The sequence below is a fragment of the Paenibacillus sp. WLX1005 genome (genome assembly GCF_046603685.1).
Lineage (GTDB): Bacteria > Bacillota > Bacilli > Paenibacillales > Paenibacillaceae > Saccharibacillus.
Window position 1 is genome coordinate 644,233 of sequence record NZ_CP176756.1, and the last position, 19,719, is coordinate 663,951.

16 protein-coding genes are annotated in these 19,719 nt (G+C 47.3%); 14 read left to right on the forward strand and 2 right to left on the reverse strand.

What is annotated here, in order from left to right:
• Positions 1-114: 114 nt before the first annotated feature.
• Positions 115-1,269: an alpha/beta hydrolase gene (locus ACE3MZ_RS02680; RefSeq protein WP_411345014.1), complete on the reverse strand. Its 1,155-nt coding sequence runs from the start codon at positions 1,267-1,269 to the stop codon at positions 115-117.
• Between the two features lie 338 nt (positions 1,270-1,607).
• Between ACE3MZ_RS02680 and ACE3MZ_RS02685 the strand changes: the two genes are divergently transcribed.
• Complete coding sequence (locus ACE3MZ_RS02685; protein WP_411345015.1) at positions 1,608-2,351, forward strand: IclR family transcriptional regulator; 744 nt, start codon at positions 1,608-1,610, stop codon at positions 2,349-2,351.
• A 190-nt stretch (positions 2,352-2,541) separates the two neighbouring features.
• Entirely contained in the window at positions 2,542-3,147 is a 606-nt protein-coding gene (locus ACE3MZ_RS02690) for a hypothetical protein (protein WP_411345016.1), read from the forward strand.
• Between the two features lie 158 nt (positions 3,148-3,305).
• Here ACE3MZ_RS02690 and acnA read toward each other — a convergent pair whose 3' ends face one another.
• A complete protein-coding gene (acnA, locus tag ACE3MZ_RS02695) occupies positions 3,306-6,035 on the reverse strand; it encodes an aconitate hydratase AcnA (protein ID WP_411345017.1) in 2,730 nt (909 codons plus the stop codon).
• Between the two features lie 438 nt (positions 6,036-6,473).
• Between acnA and ACE3MZ_RS02700 the strand changes: the two genes are divergently transcribed.
• The 12 genes from ACE3MZ_RS02700 to ACE3MZ_RS02755 all read left to right on the forward strand — a co-directional run bounded on the left by ACE3MZ_RS02700 (position 6,474) and on the right by ACE3MZ_RS02755 (position 19,433).
• The gene (locus tag ACE3MZ_RS02700) at positions 6,474-7,148 is read left to right on the forward strand and encodes an AAA family ATPase (RefSeq protein WP_411345018.1); all 675 of its coding nucleotides are present in this window, start codon (positions 6,474-6,476) and stop codon (positions 7,146-7,148) included.
• Positions 7,149-7,183: 35 nt separating this feature from the next.
• Positions 7,184-7,762, forward strand: a complete 579-nt coding sequence (locus ACE3MZ_RS02705) for an AAA family ATPase (RefSeq protein ID WP_411345019.1) — start codon at positions 7,184-7,186, stop codon at positions 7,760-7,762.
• Positions 7,740-8,351 carry an RloB family protein gene (locus tag ACE3MZ_RS02710; protein WP_411345020.1) on the forward strand — a complete coding sequence of 204 codons (612 nt, stop codon included), beginning with the start codon at positions 7,740-7,742 and terminating at the stop codon, positions 8,349-8,351. Before ACE3MZ_RS02705 ends, ACE3MZ_RS02710 begins: the two co-directional genes overlap by 23 nt.
• Positions 8,352-8,930: 579 nt before the next feature.
• Positions 8,931-9,746: a hypothetical protein gene (locus ACE3MZ_RS02715; RefSeq protein ID WP_411345021.1), complete on the forward strand. Its 816-nt coding sequence runs from the start codon at positions 8,931-8,933 to the stop codon at positions 9,744-9,746.
• Between the two features lie 186 nt (positions 9,747-9,932).
• On the forward strand, positions 9,933-11,027 hold the full coding sequence (locus ACE3MZ_RS02720) for a D-alanine--D-alanine ligase (RefSeq protein ID WP_411345022.1): 1,095 nt from the start codon (positions 9,933-9,935) through the stop codon (positions 11,025-11,027).
• Positions 11,028-11,222: 195 nt separating this feature from the next.
• Entirely contained in the window at positions 11,223-11,549 is a 327-nt protein-coding gene (locus ACE3MZ_RS02725; protein ID WP_411345023.1) for a hypothetical protein, read from the forward strand.
• Positions 11,549-12,550: a UV DNA damage repair endonuclease UvsE gene (uvsE, locus tag ACE3MZ_RS02730; RefSeq protein ID WP_411345024.1), complete on the forward strand. Its 1,002-nt coding sequence runs from the start codon at positions 11,549-11,551 to the stop codon at positions 12,548-12,550. Before ACE3MZ_RS02725 ends, uvsE begins: the two co-directional genes overlap by 1 nt.
• Positions 12,551-12,680: 130 nt before the next feature.
• Positions 12,681-13,532, forward strand: a complete 852-nt coding sequence (locus ACE3MZ_RS02735; RefSeq protein WP_411345025.1) for an inositol monophosphatase family protein — start codon at positions 12,681-12,683, stop codon at positions 13,530-13,532.
• 585 nt (positions 13,533-14,117) lie between these two features.
• Positions 14,118-14,426: a hypothetical protein gene (locus ACE3MZ_RS02740; protein ID WP_411345026.1), complete on the forward strand. Its 309-nt coding sequence runs from the start codon at positions 14,118-14,120 to the stop codon at positions 14,424-14,426.
• 37 nt (positions 14,427-14,463) lie between these two features.
• A complete protein-coding gene (locus ACE3MZ_RS02745; RefSeq protein WP_411345027.1) occupies positions 14,464-15,846 on the forward strand; it encodes a stalk domain-containing protein in 1,383 nt (460 codons plus the stop codon).
• Positions 15,847-16,123: 277 nt separating this feature from the next.
• Positions 16,124-17,905 carry a sensor histidine kinase gene (locus tag ACE3MZ_RS02750; protein WP_411346676.1) on the forward strand — a complete coding sequence of 594 codons (1,782 nt, stop codon included), beginning with the start codon at positions 16,124-16,126 and terminating at the stop codon, positions 17,903-17,905.
• Positions 17,880-19,433 carry a response regulator gene (locus ACE3MZ_RS02755; RefSeq protein WP_411345028.1) on the forward strand — a complete coding sequence of 518 codons (1,554 nt, stop codon included), beginning with the start codon at positions 17,880-17,882 and terminating at the stop codon, positions 19,431-19,433. Before ACE3MZ_RS02750 ends, ACE3MZ_RS02755 begins: the two co-directional genes overlap by 26 nt.
• Positions 19,434-19,719: the final 286 nt, after the last annotated feature.

Sequence of the window (19,719 nt, forward strand, 5' to 3'; positions counted from 1 at the left end):
TCGTCCTATCGTATTCTGTAATTCTCTATTACCACTGCACTATTAGCTTCACTAGCATGATCGATGCATTCATTCGTCAAAGCAACTACAGCATGCGGCGATTACGTCGTAACGTTATTCCGTTGGATTGCTGCTATTTTCCTCTGTGTTCGTACTCTGCTCCGACTGTGATTGTTTTTCCGCTTCGGATGCTGGAATAGGTACAGAGTCAGTCGTTGGGTCCGTATCGGTATTGTCCGAAGAATCATTCAGCATCGGTTCGTTGTTCACTTCATCCTCGCCTGCCAGATTCAGATTGCTCAGGAAGTTGGATACATTACGCAAATATTCGCGTGGATGTTCCCGGAACTCCAATTCGTGATGCGCTCCCGGGATGATCCAGACTTCCGAATTGGGATTGGTCTGGTGCGAGGCGAGCAGTTCGGCAATCTGGTACGGCGCTTTGCTATCCTGTGTCCCGTGAATAAAGAAGATCGGGAACGGATAATCTTTGCTTTTTACCTGCTGATACGGAATCTGGTTCAGACTAGTACCGTTAACGAGCGGCAATAGAAATTCCAAAATCTCAATCGATGGATGCTGCGGCAAATCCAACTGTTGGCGGATATTATAATAGAGCGTATCCGGTTCTAGCAGGAAGGAACTATCCAGAATCATCGCATCCACCTGATCGGTCAGCAGACCCGTTTGCAGTGCGGTTCCGGCTCCCATGGAGAAGCCCCATACGACCAGCTCCTGTGCACCGCGCTGTTTCGCCAGATCAATCGCGCCTAGCAATTGCTGAGATTCTTTTTTGCCGCCAGTTGCGACTTCTTTGTTCGTCTTGGCGGCGAAGCCATAGTCGAACATAATGACATTGAAATTCAGACGATGGGCGTAATGGGCGAGATCGTACATCGGAATCCACGTTTCTTCACGATTCGCGCCATACCCATGGCTGAAAATAATCGTTTTGCTGGACTTGGTTTCAGCCGGAATATACCAGCCCTGCATCATCCGGCTGCCATCACGGGCAGGAAATGTAATGTCTTCGTACGCCATGTTTTTCGCTTGCATCGGATTAGAATAGACGCTGGCTACGGTCGGATTGGACAGCACCCACGCAATATACGCATGCAACGCGACAAAGCAAAACAGAAAGAAAAATACGATAGACAGCAAAAAAGCGATAATAATATGCTTGAAGCGTAATTGCCGCGTCAGCACAATCGGCGTTTCTTCGCGTTCGGATGATGGGGTCTCGTTATTCGGCTCGAGAGTTGTAGACATAAGGCCCCTCCTGAAAAATAGTAAAAAGTAATACTCTACAGCATCATATGCAGCAACAGAATCATTTTCATAATCATTCATTGTAGCAAAGACTTGTTTCAGACTCCACTATACCTGATGAAGATTACACTATAATATCGTCCTATTTTCCTTTACCTTTACAGGTAGCTTCGATATAATTTATGTAACCAGGTTTCATTCAGTGAAACCAAATGATATACGACTTTACGGCACAACAGGAATACTTATGATCATACGGCAATCGCAGGAAGATGGCAAAAGGCTGCCGAATCAAGGACAGCCATCACAATAATGGACAGCCAATGGAGGCGAATGCAATGGAAGACCGCAAATTAACCGTACGCGCTGTAGAGCGTGCGCTTGATATACTACTTTGTTTTACCCGCTCCGGCGATCTGGGACTCACCGAAATCTCTTCGGAAATCGGATTGCACAAAAGCACCGTTCACCGTCTGCTCGCTACGCTGGAGGAACGAGGCTTCGTTGTACGTAATAGCGCGACAGATAAATACCGACTGGGCATCAAAATCTGGGAGCTGTCGACCCACCTATCTCAGAGCGATGATCCTGCGACCATGCTGCTGCCCGATATGGAGCAGCTGCGTGATCGGCTGGGCGAGACGATTAGTTTGTACATCCGCGATGGTGCTGAGCGTCTGCGCATTCAAGCAGTACAGAGCAATCAGGCAATCCGCCGCGTCGCTCCGGTCGGTGCGCGCTTGCCGCTGACTGTTGGCGCATCCAGCAAAGTACTGGTCGCCTTTTCCGGGGATCAGGAGCGCGAGCAGATTCTAAGTACCGCCGAATGGCCGCCAAGCGTCGATCCGGTGCTATACCGTCAGCAATTGGAGGAAGTGCAGCAGAGCGGCTACTCTACCAGCTATGAGGAGCGGGAACCGGGAGCAGCGGCGGTTGCTGTGCCTGTATTCGACAGTGCAGGACAACTGCGTGCATCGTTATCGCTATCCGGCCCAGTGAGCCGATTATCGCTGGACAAGCTACATGAGTACGCGCCGATCCTGATCGAGGTTGCGCATGATATGGGCATTAAGCTGCGGTAAATAACACGGTGAATAGAGTAAGAACTATACCAATGCGTATACCCGCAGATGTAACGATAATACGTATGGATGTAATGCTAACAGCAAGGAATGGAATATAAATATGTGAAATATTGGATCAAGAGCAACATTTTTGTCTATCACGTGTGTTTAAAGTAAACGCACAAATAGACGGGAGGTTGCTCTTGTTATGTTCTCAGCTATATATCGACTATGGACGACGCCTATATCATCGCCTATTCTCAAATGGTTCGGCATTCTGATTCTCCTGCTTATTAGCCTATCCCCTCTGTATACTGCCAAGCCTGCATATGCGTGTAGCTGCGCCCAGACCTTGGATGTAGCTGGCAAAATGAAGTATGCAGACACCGTATTTGCTGGTCAGATGACTGATGTGCGGCAAACGATATCGGCGTCTGAACATCAGCCGCTGTTGTATACGTTTAAGGTGAAACAGGCGTGGACGGACAATGTACATGAACAGACTTCCGTCGTAACGAGTGGTGAATCTTCCGCTTGTGGCTATGTATTTGAAAAGGGAAAAAGCTATCTTGTCTACGCCCATATGCAGCAAGGCGAGTTGAAAACGGATCTGTGTATCGGTAATGCTGTCTATACGACTGCCGATGCCCAATCCGATCTGGCGCAGCTCGGCGACCCGCGTCCTGTATTGCCCGGCAGCAATCATGTATTGGTCGGACAGCGACTTCGTCTTGTGATTGCCTTGGGTATTGTAGTCAGTCTCGTCGTATGGATCTGGTTGTATCGCCGTCGGCATCATCGACGTGTATCCTAAGTTAAGGACATTTCGTATGTATGCTTTTTATAGTACATTTACTGCTCGTATATAATGTATATGTCATTCTCATAAATAAGCAAATAAAAGCCCGCCGACTCCAAAAGGAGCAGCGGGCTGTTCATTATTGTATCGTGAATGCCAGATGGAGCGGTAGATTATACCGTTTCACCTTTGTTGGCGTTCTTCATCATTTGACGCAGAACCGTTTGAAGGATACCACCGTTATGGTAGTAATCTACATCGACTGCACTGTCCAGACGAACGGTAACAGGGAATTCAAATGTACTACCGTCTTCGCGTGTCGCGGTAACAGTCAGCGTTTGACCCGGTTTCACATCGTTGTTCAGACCGACGATATCGAATACTTCTGTTCCGTTCAGACCGAGCTGCTTCCAGCTGTAGCCTTCTTGGAATTGAAGCGGCATAACGCCCATACCGACCAAGTTACTGCGGTGAATACGTTCAAAGCTTTCGGTAATAACGGCTTTGACACCCAGCAGGAAGGTACCTTTGGCTGCCCAGTCACGCGAGCTACCTGTACCATACTCTTTACCAGCGATAACGACCAGATTCTGACCTTCTGCTTGGTAACGCATGGAGGCATCGTAGATGGACATGACTTCGTCAGTTGGCAGGTACTTCGTAACGCCACCCTCAGTGCCCGGAGCCACTTGGTTACGGATACGAATGTTGGCAAATGTACCGCGCATCATGACTTCATGGTTACCACGACGAGAGCCGTAGGAGTTGAAGTCTTTGCGTTCGACATTGTGCTCTTTCAGATATTGACCACCCGGGGACGATGGAGAAATGTTACCCGCTGGTGAGATGTGGTCGGTTGTTACAGAATCGCCCATCAGCGCGAGTACGCGTGCTTGACGAATATCCTGAATATCGTTCATGCCTTTTGCCAGACTTTCGAAGAATGGCGGGTTCTGGATGTACGTGGAGTTCGGGTCCCACTCGTACAGTTCGCCCTGTGGTACAGGGATATCGTTCCAGCGTTTGTTGGCAGTGAAGACATTTTCGTAACGGCTGCGGAACATTTCGGGACTGATCGACAGTGCGATTGCGTCGCGAATTTCCTTGGCTGTTGGCCAGATGTCTTTTAGGTAAACTGCTTCACCTTGCGGATCATGTCCGATTGGGTCGGTAGTCAGGTCGATGTCGACAGTACCAGCAAGCGCGTAAGCTACAACGAGCGGCGGCGAAGCCAGATAGTTCATTTTCACCTGAGCATGCACACGACCTTCAAAGTTACGGTTACCGGACAGCACGGAAGCGACGGTCAGATCGTTATCCGCAATTGCCTGACTTACTTCGTCTGGCAATGGACCGGAGTTACCGATACATGTCGCACAGCCGTAGCCAGCGAGGTAGAAGCCGAGTTGTTCCAGCGATTTGTCGACGCCGGCTTTTTGCAGATACTCGGTAACGACGAGCGAGCCGGGAGTCAGACTTGTTTTCACATAGCCTGGCACGGTCAGACCGCGTTCAACTGCTTTTTTGGCAAGCAGACCTGCACCGATCATAACGCTCGGGTTGGATGTGTTCGTACAGCTAGTAATCGCTGCAATCACGACTGCACCTGCGCCCATTTCGCTTGTTTTGCCGTTCGGATGTTGAACTTTGACCTTCTCGGCAATCTTCACATCGGACAGACCGTAGCCGCCGGATTCAACCGGTGTACGGATTGCAGTGTTGTAGCTCAGTTTCATATCAGTCAGTTCGATCCGATCTTGCGGACGTTTTGGACCGGCAAGACTTGGCACAACAGAAGCCAGATCCAGTTCGATGACATCAGTAAAAGTCGGATCAGGTGTTTCCGCTGTACGGAACATGTTTTGTGCTTTGTAGTACGCTTCTACCAATTCCACCTGATCGTCAGCACGACCGGTGTTGCGCAGGTAGAACAACGTTTCGTCATCGACAGGGAAGAAGCCGATTGTTGCGCCATACTCTGGAGCCATGTTGGCAACCGTCGCACGGTCAGCCAGACTGATGTTACCCAGACCTGGACCGTAGAACTCGACGAATTTGCCGACAACGCCTTTTTTACGCAGCATTTCGGTAACAGTCAGCGCAAGGTCAGTTGCAGTTGCGCCTTCACTCAGGCTGCCTGTCAGTTTGAAACCGATCACTTCTGGCATAACGAAGTACAGCGGCTGACCGAGCATACCTGCTTCGGCTTCGATACCGCCGACACCCCAGCCAACAACGCCCAGACCATTAATCATGGTCGTATGGGAGTCCGTACCAACGAGGGAATCTGGGAATACTTGCGTTTCGCCGTCAACCGTTTTGGTTGCCGCGACAGAGGCAAGATACTCCAGGTTTACTTGGTGAACGATACCAGTGGATGGTGGGACGGCACGGAAATTATCGAATGCCGTTTGCGCCCAGCGCAGGAAACGGTAACGCTCTTCATTACGTTCAAATTCAACGTTTACATTATATTCAAGTGCATCTGGTGTACCAAATGCATCTACCATGACGGAGTGGTCAATAACCAGGTCAACCGGTACAAGCGGGTTGATCTGCTTCGGATCGCCGCCCTGACTTTTTACAAAATCGCGCATGGCTGCCAGATCGACTACGACTGGTACGCCAGTGAAATCCTGCAATACGATACGTGCAGGGATAAATGGAATTTCCTTTTCCTCACGGCCTTCAGCCCATCCCGCGAGTTGTTTGACGTGCTCCTCAGTGATCGCGTGCCCATCGAATTGACGAACAGCTGCTTCCAGCAATACGCGAATGGAGAAAGGAAGCTTGTCGATGCTAGTGAAACCTTGATCTTTCAGCGCTTCAATGCTGAAATAACGGTAACTTTTGTCTTTCACTTTCAGTTCACGGCCAACGGAAAATGAATCTTTAACGGACATAGATGAACCTCCTTGAATGAAATACGGCTTTACAAGTTACAGGAAAAAGTAAACATGGGTGAAAAAAGAGTCAATCCGGCGGAAATGATTCTGGATATACAGAATCTAAGTTCCGTAGAATGAAACTTGATTTCAAAATTAACCACTACTACAAGTATACCGTTTACATGGAGGCGCGTAAAGTTGTTTTTGGGAGAATTTGATAGCATATTTTATCAATGTAAATATCATAGAATATATTAAGTACTCAAAAATTTAGGATTTTATTACCAGTACAAAGTTTAAATGTAAATCATAATGCTAAAAAAATGTAGTAAATTGTCGATAATAATTAAAAAAACAAAAAAAAAAAAAAACGTTTTTAAAATAGAAAAAAAAGTTTTTTTGTTATAATATTAAGTTTATAAAAACGTAATTTCGTTTTAAGGAGAAGATGCTATGTTAATAGAGTTTTCAACAACTAATTTAGGTTCTTTTAAAGAAGCTGTCAGTTTTTCAATGGAAGCAGGGGAAAAATTAAGGAAATTTAATGAATCAAATACGATAATTCAAAAAGATAAACGCTTATTAAAAAACGCTGTTATTTTTGGACCTAATGGTTCTGGTAAAAGTAATTTGTTTGCAGCTATGTCTACAATGCGTTCTATTGTTTTACAACCTACAAAAAATGCAACAAGCACCTTACCATATCAACCATTTGCTATGAATGTAGATTCGCTTAGCAAAGAAACAACTTATGAGATCAAGTTTATTTTCAATTCAAATGAATATTCATATTCCATAACTCATACTAAAAAAAAAATTTTGAAAGAAAAATTAATTGTTAATAATCAAATTTATTTTGAAAGAGACTCTGTTCAGAACTGTTTTGAAGTTCCTAATAATTTACAGGATTTAATAGAAAAAACTCGTGATAATAAGTTGTTTGTTTCCACTGCGCAAGATAATAACGATAAGGTGTGTATAGAAGTAATTACATGGTTTAATAACGAGTTGATATTCTTTGGTAGTAATCAACTCGAAGATATGTACTTTCTATTAGAGGATCCTAAAAACAAAAAACTTTTTTTGGATTTTTTGAAATTTGCTGATTTTTCAATATTATCGATATAGAGGTCAAAAATAGAATTGTTGAGGTTCCTGAACATTTGAGAAAAGCTATGGATACAATAGCTGAAACAATGGGCGTTGAAAAATATGATTACAAAAATACTAGTAGAGAATTATATACGGTGTATAGAAAATATGATAACAATGGTGAAGTTGTAGGAAGTTCTTCTATCCATGTATCTTCTTTAGAATCAAAAGGAACTAAAAAAATAATTGAAATAGCGTTGACTATATTATTTAGTGAAAATAATGGAAAAGTAATTATAATGGATGAATTTGATGATGCTGTTCATTTAAAATTATCGAAAGCATTAATTAGACTATTTAATTCGGCAGGAAATAAAAATCAATTTATATTAACTTCTCATGAACTTCAATTGTTAGATTGCGACTTAAGAAAAGATCAAATATATTTATTAGAAAAAGACTTTGAAGGACAAAGTAGTTTGTATTCCTTGTTTGATTTTAACGAACTGAATAGCACTCCAAGAAATGATATTTCCTTTTTTAAAAGATATATGAGAGGTCAGTTTGGTGCTGTTCCGACAATAGACATTCAAGGTATGTTAAATTCTCTTACAGGTGAGGAACAAAATGGCGAGAAGATCTGGAAATAAAAAATTAAAAAAAGAAATTCTGATTTTTTGCGAAGGTGAAACTGAAAAGCTTTATTTTGAGATGTTAAATCGGAAATATAATGCAAGTAATGTCAAAATAAATAATACTATACAGGTAAGCCCTTTTGTTGCTCCTGGTCAATCTCTTGACCTAGTTGAATATGTAATTCGCTCCATACAAAAAAATCCGCGGTATAAGAAAAACGATGTTGAGAAAATCTATGTGGTTTTTGATAAAGACGACCAAGATTGGGAAAGAGTTGATATGGCAATTAGATTAGCAAAAAGTAATGGATTTGGAGTCATATTTTCTAATATTTGTTTTGATATCTGGTTATTAATGCATTACGAAGATGTAAATATTGCTTTAGAAAGAAAAACTATATATTCAAAACTAAGCAACTCAATGAGCATTGAGAACTATGAGAAAAATAAAGCTAATTCTATTATCAAAGATATATTATATACTAAAGTTAAGGTAGCCCATGATCGATCTCAGAAATGTTGTGATTGGAGTTGTATGAGGTCCAATCCGTTCACTAATATAGCCGAAGAGATAAAAAATATCTATGGTACACAAAAATTGTAATTTGGTAATCAAGTCCAGTACTGAAGAAAATCAAAAAATCCAGAGCTGGACTTTTGTTATTTATTACATGTATTCTTGGATGAAAATTAAGAATGTGTACGTTTTTTTAAATACAACTAAGTTTTCGATATGTTTGAGATGTTATTTCATAAATCTATTGCTTGTTAATTAAAATACATAAAAATTCGTACTCGTATTTGACATTTTACACTTGTTATCTTCGAAATGATAATCATATATATTCTGCGGCTTATCTTGAAAAACAACTTCTGTCGTACAAGCATTATGACTTGTTTTGAATGAATACGTGCCTTGTGCGCTACTGATACCATTCACCGTATAGGTTTTTGGCTTAATCAAGTATTGATTTACTTCATAAGCAACTGCGTATGTATTGAATGGATTGCCATAGATACCGACATATATTACTAAACGACCGATGACTACAACGGTAACCAATTCAATCAGAAAAGGAAGAAACTTTTTAGAATTTCATACTCTTCTTCAAATCTTTTTTAGTTCATCAGATTCTGTGGACCGCTGCTGACTGGCGGACTCAGCAGTGTACTATCTGGACTCGTGGATGAAGATGAACAGCATCAACGGCGTGCAGAGAGCTGGGATGCGCTCACGTATGGCATGAGCGGCACGCTGGGACCGGCGGCAGTTGCGGTCATTGCGACGGTGTTTAGTCCACTGTTGGCGCTGATCTTGCTTTCAATAAGTGTGATTGTAGCAGTGTTGCTGATTCTGTGGCTACCTTTGCAGATGCGAACATCGCATACAGAGGAAACGGTCGTCTCGGAGCATGGCGTATTGCATATTTTGCTGCATACAGGACAACTGCGGCGGGCGATTGTTGTTATGATGGCGGCGGCATTTCCAGGTGGGGCGATCTCGGTCATTGCGGTTGCTTTTGCCTCGGAGCAGTTGGGCAATTCGGCAGGCGGCGGCTGGCTGGTAGCGGCATTTGGACTTGGGAATCTGGCTGGTTCACTACTGTTAACGCTATTTCCGCTACGCGGAGAGCCGGAGCGCAATATGCTGTTGTATACGGCGCTGGTGGCAGTTACTTTTGGCATTTGCGCGCTGGCGGCGCAGACGTATCTGGCGCTGCTGTTGGCACTGGCGGTAGCTGGCGCGGCAAATGCACCGTTTTTTGCGGCAACGCTTGGCGTACGGTCGAACTATGCACCAGATCATGTGCGGGGGCAAGTATTTACAGGTATGGCGGGCTTCAAAATCGCCAGCAGCTCCGCAGGCACGGCATTGGCTGGATTGCTGACCGGATTGGGCGCACCGTTGTTACTGCTGGCGGGAGGCATGATCGTTGGTGCGGCGTACGTATATGCAGTGCTTGATCGTAAAGGTGCTAGCAGACTGGCGAGATCATAAGCTACCAAAGTTTTTTTGCAGCCGTTCAGCTGAACATTTATACTAAGAAAGGGCAATAACACAGCCCGTCCGCCTGACTTTCCGATATAGCACATTTTATGTCTGCGGACGATTCCGACTGTACACTTTGACCTTCACTTTTACAGGTATATTCTAAATATGAACAATAGTAACGGGGGTTCCAACATGACAGCAACAAAATTGACCGTAGGCTTGATCTACGGTGGTAAATCCGGCGAACACGACGTATCACTGCAAACCGGATTTTCCGTACTGAACGCATTGGATTACAACAAATACGATATCGTACCGATCTATATCGACCGCGACGGACGCTGGAATATGGGGCAGACATATACAGCTGCGCCGTCCAAACCGGAAGAACTGCAAATTCAAGGCGGTGAACAAGCGACCTCGGACGCGATGAGTGTACTTTGGCGCAAACTTGGCGGACAAGAGAGTACGATCGACGTGTTATTCCCGCTGCTGCACGGTACATACGGCGAAGATGGCACGATCCAAGGGCTGTTTGAAATGATGGATATTCCTTATGTTGGTGCTGGCGTGCTGGCATCATCCGCAGGCATGGACAAAGCGATCATGAAAAAGCTATTCGCCCAAGCCGATCTGCCGCAGTGCAAATACGAAACCTTTATCGCTGCCGAATACGAAAGTAGTGCACATGAGATTCTGAGCAGCATCGAGCACAATCTCGGTTTCCCTTGCTTCGTGAAACCGGCGAATCTCGGCTCCAGCGTCGGCATTACCAAAGCCAAAGACCGTCATGAGCTGGAACGTGCAATTGAATACGCGCTGCGCTTTGACCTGAAGGTTGTTGTGGAAGAAGCGGTTGATGCGCATGAAGTGGAAGTTGGCGTACTGGGCAACGAATTACCGCTTGCTTCCGTACCGGGCGAGATTGTATCCAGCGGTAGCGACTATTACGATTACCATGCAAAATACATCGATGGCACGTCCCGTATGATTATCCCGGCGGAGATCGACAGCGAGCTGGCGGAGAACCTGCGCGAGATGGCGCTGCGTGCATTCAAGGCGATTGACGGTAGTGGGCTATGCCGCGCCGACTTCTTCGTTCGCCGCAGCGATAACGCCGTTATGATCAATGAAGTGAACACGATGCCGGGCTTTACCGCATACAGCATGTATCCTCTGTTGTGGCGTGAAACCGGCAAATCCTATCCAGAACTGCTGGATCAGCTTATTCAGCTTGGACTGGATCGTTACGCCAAGCGTCACGCGCTGCAATTTGGACGTGACTAGAATCGTAGCGTGTCTATAACGGTCGTACTGCACAGATTGGGCGGTGCGGCCGTTTCTTCTTTTACCGAATACCGACCAATCCAGTATCTTCACTCTGTATCATCTGCTATTGTTGCATGGAACTGTTAGGATCATGCGTCAAAAGGTTTATAAATGAGACGACACGTCAATTTAACGATCAGGGAGGCGAAAGGGATGGGGTTTCAAACCGAATTCAATTCCGTATGTAAATTCAAAAGCGAACAGGAGCTGCTCGATCTGCTGGAATACGGCAAAGGCAAGATGGTCAAGCAAGGATTTCGCGTCTATCCAACCGGGCAAAAGGTCATCGCCTATAACCCAGAGAACACCGCAATTGCTATCGTCAAAATCACCGGCTGCATCGCAGAGATCAACTTCCAAGGCAACGAGGTCACCGAAGTCGAGATGGAACTGATCCGCAAGCTAACGCCAGAGGAATCCAGCGTGCAAACGCATCTCGCCTACGAAATGTTCTTTGGCGAGCAGGATCAGGAAGCCTGATGATCGTCCGTTTCGGGTATGTAGCGATCTCGCTGGAAGTGAAGGATTCATCCCCTTCCAAAACGATGACCATGTCCAATTTTCGCAAGCTTCCGGATCGTGAAGCCGGGCTGCGGAGATTGGAAGAGATCGCTCGTATTAATTTGCAAAATACGCTGCGTTTGCTCAAGCATAATGTGGCGGAAGAGATTCATATGTACCGCATGAGCTCCAAGCTAATTCCGCTCGCTACGCATGCTGAGCTAGCGGATTGGGACCCGTTTCCGGCGTTGGCGGACGATTTTGCTGCGATTGGGGAATATGTGCACAAGCATGAGTTGCGGGTGTCGTTTCACCCGGACCATTTTACCGTGCTTAGTACACCGCGCCCGGAAGTACTGGAATCGTCAATTCGCGATCTGCGCTATCATGTGAAGATGCTGGATGCGATGGGATTGGATGCACGCTCCAAGAACAATATCCATATCGGCGGTGCGTACGGCGACAAGCCGACGGCGGCAGACCGATTTGTAGAGCATTTTGCTACATTGGACGACGATATTCGTTGCCGGATCACGCTGGAAAATGACGACAAAACGTTTACCACACCGGAGACGCTTGCGGTAGCACAGCGTACCGGGCTGCCGATGGTGCTGGATATTCACCATCATCTAGTCAATTGTGAAGGTGAGCCAGCGTCATACTGGTGGCAGCAAGTAGCGCAAACATGGGAATCGGAGCTATCTCGTACGGATGTACCGAATGGCATTCATTTACCACCGAAGATCCATGCGTCCAGCCCGAAAAGTCCAACCGACCGTCGTAGTCATGCCGATGGCGTAGAAGCTGGCCCGCTGCTAGACTTTCTGCGCGAAGCAGCACGTACATCCAGCCATCTTGATGTGATGCTGGAAGCCAAGCATAAGGACGCAGCACTGCGGCAACTGATGAACGATTTGCGCAATGTTAGCGGGGATGGCGTACGCATCATCGACAACGGAACCATTGAAGTGTTACCTTAATAGTAGGCATATCGAAATAACACATGCGGACATGCCATCGTGTATGTTCGCATCCATACTTAGCATACAGCCATCTGGCTTGCGGCGGCAGGTACACACTGCACGCCCATTATAATCAGGGGGATTGAACATGGAAAAAGACCAAAAGCAACCCTATGTTGTCAGCAGTAAAAGTCGTGTTGCCGTAGCGATTAACGCGGCATCCAAAACCGGCGAATGGATCAAAAGCAAAGTCGGCGATCACCGCCAGCTTAACATCAAAACATCGTCACAAGACCTCGTAACCGAAGTCGACAAAGGCTCAGAACAGATGATTCGCAAGCTTGTCCAAACGTACTGCCCAGGCGACGAATTCCTCGGCGAAGAGAGCGCAGGCATCGGTGCTGAAGCATCCGCTAACGCTGTGGATGCGGTCAAAGACGCCGAATACGTCTGGATTGTCGATCCGATTGATGGCACGACCAACTTTGTGCATGGTTTCCCATACTTTTGCGTATCGATCGCTGTTGCGCACAAAGGTGAAGTGATCGTCGGCGTTATTTACGACCCGACCCATGATGAGCTGTTTGTAGCCGAAAAGGGTAAAGGCGCCTACGTACACGGCAACCTGATGAAGTCCGCCGACCATGCAACATTGAACGAAAGTCTGGTCGCTACTGGCTTCCCGCCAAGCACAAGCGTCGAACTGAAAACCAAAGCGTTGACCGACATCCTGCCGAAAGTCCGCGGCGTCCGCAACGTCGGCTCCGCTGCATTGCACCTCGCCTATGTCGCCGCAGGACGCATCGACGCCTACTGGGAAATCGGTCTAAACGCATGGGATCTCGCCGCAGGCGCCCTGCTCGTAGCCGAATCCGGCGGCACCGTCACCGACGTCGCCAATAACCCATACGACATCACCGTCCGCAACATCGTAGCGAGCAACGGTCACATTCATAACGAACTCATCCAACAACTACACAATTCCGGCTTAAACGCCTAATAATCGATCCACCGAACACCAGCACCAAACGAATCATGTCCAACGATCACCCAGCTGACCAGAACACCACACCCTACATTCCCACTCTAGTCCGGTCAGCCACCAACTGATTTTCCAAAACCCAAAACGGGTAAATAACCGACAGGCACCCAGCCCGCCGGTTATTTGCTCATATCCAATAATTTTAATATCCAAACAACCATGCAAACTCAACATAATCTAAGTCCAAACTATTCTAAGTTCTAAATATTTTAAGTTCTTATCCCTTAAAATTGCTACGCCCCCACCCGAGTGCGATGGCGAGCAACGTGACTCATATGCACGGAGCGGAGGGAAGGGAATTGGGGAAAAGGACGACTTACAGTGTTTGTGGGTTTCAAACACGGGGTTCAATGAAAAGTGATTTTTGCGAAAGCAAAATATCTTACAGTTTTGGAGTGCGGGAATCTTCATTCACTTCTAATCCAAAAGATTCCCGCGGCTCCACCTGAGGACGTTCCCCAATCCCTTCCCGAAGCGTTCCCGCATCAATGAGCCAAAGCCTTGCCCCATCCCACTCAAAAAAATAAAAATGAGGTGCCAACCATGTCATCCGACGAACTTGAACGCGAATTGTCCGAACGCTTAACCGAAGGCGAGATGCAAGAAGAAGACCGTGAAGTCCGCGAACGCCGACTCATTCCGTCCAAATACGAAGTCCGTATCCAAGCCGAACACGACCCCATTGTCGAAGAAACACAGCACTACCGCAAACTCGCCAAAGAACTCGACGACCGCTACGACAAATATTTGGAGCGTACCAAACAAAATAAACCAAACGACGACGCCAACAATAACAGCACCGACCCGAATAGCCCTGTCGAAAACAAAAGCAACAATAATCACACGCAGTAAATACATTCACAAGCATTAACGACAAAGGAGTACCTGAATGCGCCACAAGAACCCCGTCACGTTGGACAATAAGCAACCGAACCAAATCAAAGTAACAAACCAAGCCAGCACGATTCCTACCCCTCATTCCCGCCCGGCGAAGCGCAAGATTCATCAGGTCAGACAGGAGACAACACGCATGATTGCACAATACATGATGATTCTCACCCTGCTGCTTGGCGGCAGCGGTATTACCGGTGGCATGACTACCACTGCTTATGGAGCGGCAGCAACTGGCGCATCCAAGACGCAAGCCTATGAACATATGGTCTTTCTCGGCGATTCCCTTACGGTCGGCTATGAGCCGGGCATAGCGGCAACTGATTACGATGGCTTTGCTCCGCGATTGGAAGAACAGGAGCTGTTCCGCGGACACGCGCAGGCAGATAACGCTGGCATTCTTGGTCTAACGAGTACCGGTCTGAAACATTACATGGACGCTATCACCGCCGGACGCAGTGTTAGCACTGCCGATATTCAGAGCACATTGCCCGGTGCTACACGTACGCTGGATGGAGCCGCCACCCGCAAGGAGATTCAAGCAGCCGATCTGATCACGATCACGATTGGTGGAAATGACTTTCTGAATGCGCTTGGCTCCCTGACTGCACTGCCGCAGGATTTATCGCAGATCAATTTGCAGCCGGTGCTTAACACGTATCGCACCAATCTCGGTTCGATCCTAGATCAGCTGACGACGCTGAATCCAAACGCAGTTATCGTGATCGCGGATCAGTACCAGCCCGTGCCACTACTGGCAGGTGCAACGCTGTATCACGATCTGAATGAAACGGCTGCGGAGTTCAGCAGCATTATCGACGATACGGTGTCTACCTACACTGCCAAAGGAAATGATATTCGTGTTGCCCATGTTTCGCCGTCTTTTCAAGGTAAAGAACTGGCGATGACCCATATTGCTGCTGGTGATATCCATCCGAATGCTACAGGCTATCAGGCGATGGCTGTTGCTTTTAGTATGGCGATCTGGGGCGAAACAGGTTATATGACACCATCCTCTGCGGTCAATGGAACGGATCAAACGATCCTATATACCAATGGCAAATTGCTGCAAAGTCAGTCCAAGCCGATCATTCGCAGCGGGCGCACATATGTAGCGCTGCGCGACGTGACGACAGCACTCGGTGCCAAAGTAAGCTGGTCAAGCACAACCAAGCAGGCAACCGTCACGAACGGTAGCAGCAAAGTGACGGTGCCGCTGAACAGCAAAATTCTGAAGGTGAACAACCAATCAGTCACAACCGATGCAGCAGCCTTTATGCAGCAAAATAAAGTATATGTACCAATTGCTGTGCTTGCCGATCAGTTTGCGTATGATGTGCATTATGTGAATCGCTGGAAAGCTGTCTTTATCCGCCAATAACGATAGATGAAGATCAAGCATAACGAGTAAAACGTATAGATTGGAACAACCGCTGTATCCATTGGTTTCGACAGATGGAATGCAGCGGTTACTTTGCCATTCGCGCAATCCCTTTTTCCACTTCTGGATAAAACAACTGCAATTTTCCACATTCCACGTTATAATATACATTAAATTACAAATGATAAATAAATATGTAAATGAAGATGTGCGGTAAGTAGATAGACAGGAAATAGGAAAACAACGACAGAATGATCTTCTGATGGGGGAAGGCATGATGCTATCTCGTTTTAAAAGCGCTTACATTAATTTGGGCATTCATCGTCAGATGCTGTTGTTGATCTCGGCGTTGATGCTGGTCAGCTTTGCTTCGTATTTGATCGTGCTCAATACCGTGTACAGCACGTATGACAATCAGATGTATGAGAAGACGTCTGAGCTGCTCAATATGTCGTCATTTGAGATCGAGAATCAGCTCAAGGATATGGAGAATCTAACGTTTCGCGTTGTGACGGATGAGCAGCTGCAACGGTATTTGTTGCAATTGCAGGAGGAGCCGTCCATTTATGAGAAGAACGTCATCCGTAAAAAGATTACCAATCGACTTGTCGCATTTGCCGGTTCTGAGCAGTTTGTGTATTCGATGATGGCAATCGACCGCGAAGGCGAGATTATGTTTGCAGGGAATCGTGAGGGCGTGCCTGTGAATGTGCGTCCAGCATTAACCAAACTGGCGCAGCAGTACAGCGGCTCGAACGCATGGTATGTAGGTGAGCAAGGCGAATTGCTGGCAGTGCGCCAGTTCAAGCAGTTCAGCGATTCTACCTTTACCCTGAACGATCTGGGGACGATAATGATTCGCGTACGTATTGACCGGATTGTGCAGGAGCAGGTGGAGAGCAGCGCAGGCAGCCAGCTCATTATCTCGGATGGCAGCAAAATCGTCTACCCGGAGGAACCGCCCTTTTCACGCGGGCAGATTGACAACCAGCTGCATAACAGCAAGCCATATGGCGTCATTTCCGAACCGGAGGAAAGTTATTTCTCCGCACGGATTCAATCGCCATATACAGGCTGGACGTACTTGCATATTACACCATTTGACCGCATGTTTCAGCGCATTATGTGGATTAAGCAGCTGGTGACGATTATTTTCATCGGTATCTTCCTGCTGGCGTTACTGTTCGGTACACGGCTGTCGCGCAGCATTACCCGCCCGATGGAACGACTATTGCAAAAGATGCGCACCGTCGAAACTGGCAATCTGGATCAACTGGGCGAGCTGCCAGCCGACCCGTCCATTACTCGGGCGCAAAATGAAGTCGGACTGCTGCATCGTACGTTTAACCGGATGCTGCGCCGTATTCGTGAGCTGATCGACGAGAATTATGCCAAGCAGTTGCTCATCCGCGAAACAGAGCTAAAAGCATTGCAGGCGCAGATTGATCCGCATTTTCTATACAATACGCTAGAATCGATCAACTGGATGGCGAAGATGAACAAGCAGCCGGAGATTTCACGTATGGTCGAAGCGCTGGGCTTTCTGCTGCGTAGCTCAGTCAATATGACGGAAAAGGTGATCTCACTTGAACAGGAGCTGGACATCGTGCGCAGCTATGTGACGATTCAGCGGATGCGATTTGAGGAGCGGCTGAATTTTGAGATTGACGTACCGGAGGAATTGTACGACACGCTCATTCCGAAGCTGACCTTGCAGCCGCTAGTAGAGAATGCGATCCATTATGCGCTAGAGCCGAAGATCGAGGAATGTCATATTCGCATTGCCGCGCGGCTGGAGGGCGAGCAGGTGCATATTACGGTGCAGGATGATGGACCGGGTATGACGGCGGAGTTTCTGGAGCGGCTGTATCAGGGGCAGGTGCAGACACGCGGCAAAGGCATCGGGCTGAACAATATTATGGAGCGCATTCGGCTGACCTTTGGACCGGAATATGGCATTCATATTGAGAGCGAACCGGACGTACGGACTGCGTTCCATATTCGTATTCCATATCAGAAAGGGGAGCAAGATCATGTACAAAGTGTTGTTGGTAGATGACGAGCGCATGATTCTGGAGGGCATTTCCAGCGTGGTAGATTGGCAGGGCAGTGGCACGGAGCTGGTCGGCACCGCGCGTAACGGATTGGAAGCGTATGAACGAATCGCCGAGAAGCGACCGGATATTGTGATCAGCGACATTTCCATGCCCGGTCTGGACGGCATTGGGCTGGTGGCGAAGACGTACGAGCAGTTCCCTGATGTGCGCTTCATTATGCTGTCTGGGTACAAGGATTTTGATTATGCGCGCCGGGCGATGCAGTACGGGGTGAAGCATTATTTGGTCAAGCCGTGCAATGAGCAGCAGATTCAGGAGGCGATTGCGGAGCTGTTGTCCGAGCGCGCCGCCGAGCAGGAGCGCGAGCTGTTCGTCAGCAGTATGCGCGACCAGTTTATCCGAATGCTGCCGCAGGTGAAGGAGCAATTTCTGAAGGAATTCATCTCCAACAAAATGTACGGCAGCCGCGATCTTGCGTATTACGAAGGATTGTTTCATATGCAGCTGACCGACCGCACCGTGCGCATCGTGCTGATGCGGGTGGAAGATTCACATGAATATGAGCATCTGTTTGCATTGAAAAATATCGCCGAGGATGTGCTGGAGGGTGTGCTGATGGGCACGACGATTCAGTTGCAGGATGAGCTGCTGCTGCTGATTGATGATCCGGCAGAACCGATGCGGCTGATCGAAGGATTGAATCGGGTAAAGGATGTGTTTGCTGGCTTTTACAAGCTGGATGTGACGGTGGCACTTAGTGAGCCGGATGAGCTGGAACAACTGCGGCGTATGTATCGGGATGCTCAGCAGGTGATGAATCATCGCTTTTACATCGGCGGGGGGAGTCTGATCACCCGTCAGGACATCGCGCTGCACGATTGTCGGACTGGGAGTGGATTTGAGCTGGATGAGGAGCAGTTTACGCTGATTATCAAGTCCGGTCAGGTGGAGCAGGTGGAGACGGAGATTGGGCGGTTGTTCGCGACGCTATCGGAATTGCGGCTGGATATTGCCGTGACACGCTCGTATGTATTGCAGCTATATGCAGTCATGCTGCGATTGTACCCCGAAGATGAGCGCTCCATGCCGACAGCGCGGCTTGCTGAATTGTCGCGATTGGATACGCTGACCGGGCTGCATGACTTTATTCGTCAGGTGGCACTTGAATTGACTGGCAGCTACTACAAAAGCAACATCAATCGCCAATCCTCGGTTGTGAACAAAATGCTGCAAATTATTGAGGAGAACTACACGAACGCCGAGCTATCCTTGAATGGCGTTGCCAATCAGATGCTGTACATGAACCCTGATTACTTGGGTAAAATTTTCAAAAAAGTGACCGGGGATAATTTCTCGCATTATGTGAATCGCTATCGGATTGAGCGGGCGACTGAGCATATTCGTCGCAGCGGGGATGTGAAGGTGTTTGAATTGGCAGAGCTGTTCGGGTTTGGCGGGAATTCGCAGTATTTTAGCCAAGTGTTTAAGAAGGTGACTGGCATGACGCCGACGGAATATCGGCGGGGGTAGGCTTAGGCAGCAGACATTCGATGATGATCCGATAATAAGAAGTCAAAGGGAAACGGGACAGAGCGGCAGCGATGGAAGCTGTACATCCCTCGTTTCCCTATTTTGCGCGAACTCATTTGTTGATCCGATCTATGCCCCTCTGTTTTTTACACCAAAACCTCGGATTTGTGTATTCATTTGCGAATGTCCATCTGCGAGAATAAAGACAGAATAAAAATGTAAGCGTTAACAAATTAAGCATTGTGATTATCGTTTACAGCTACATATTGTTTGCCAACATGCACCA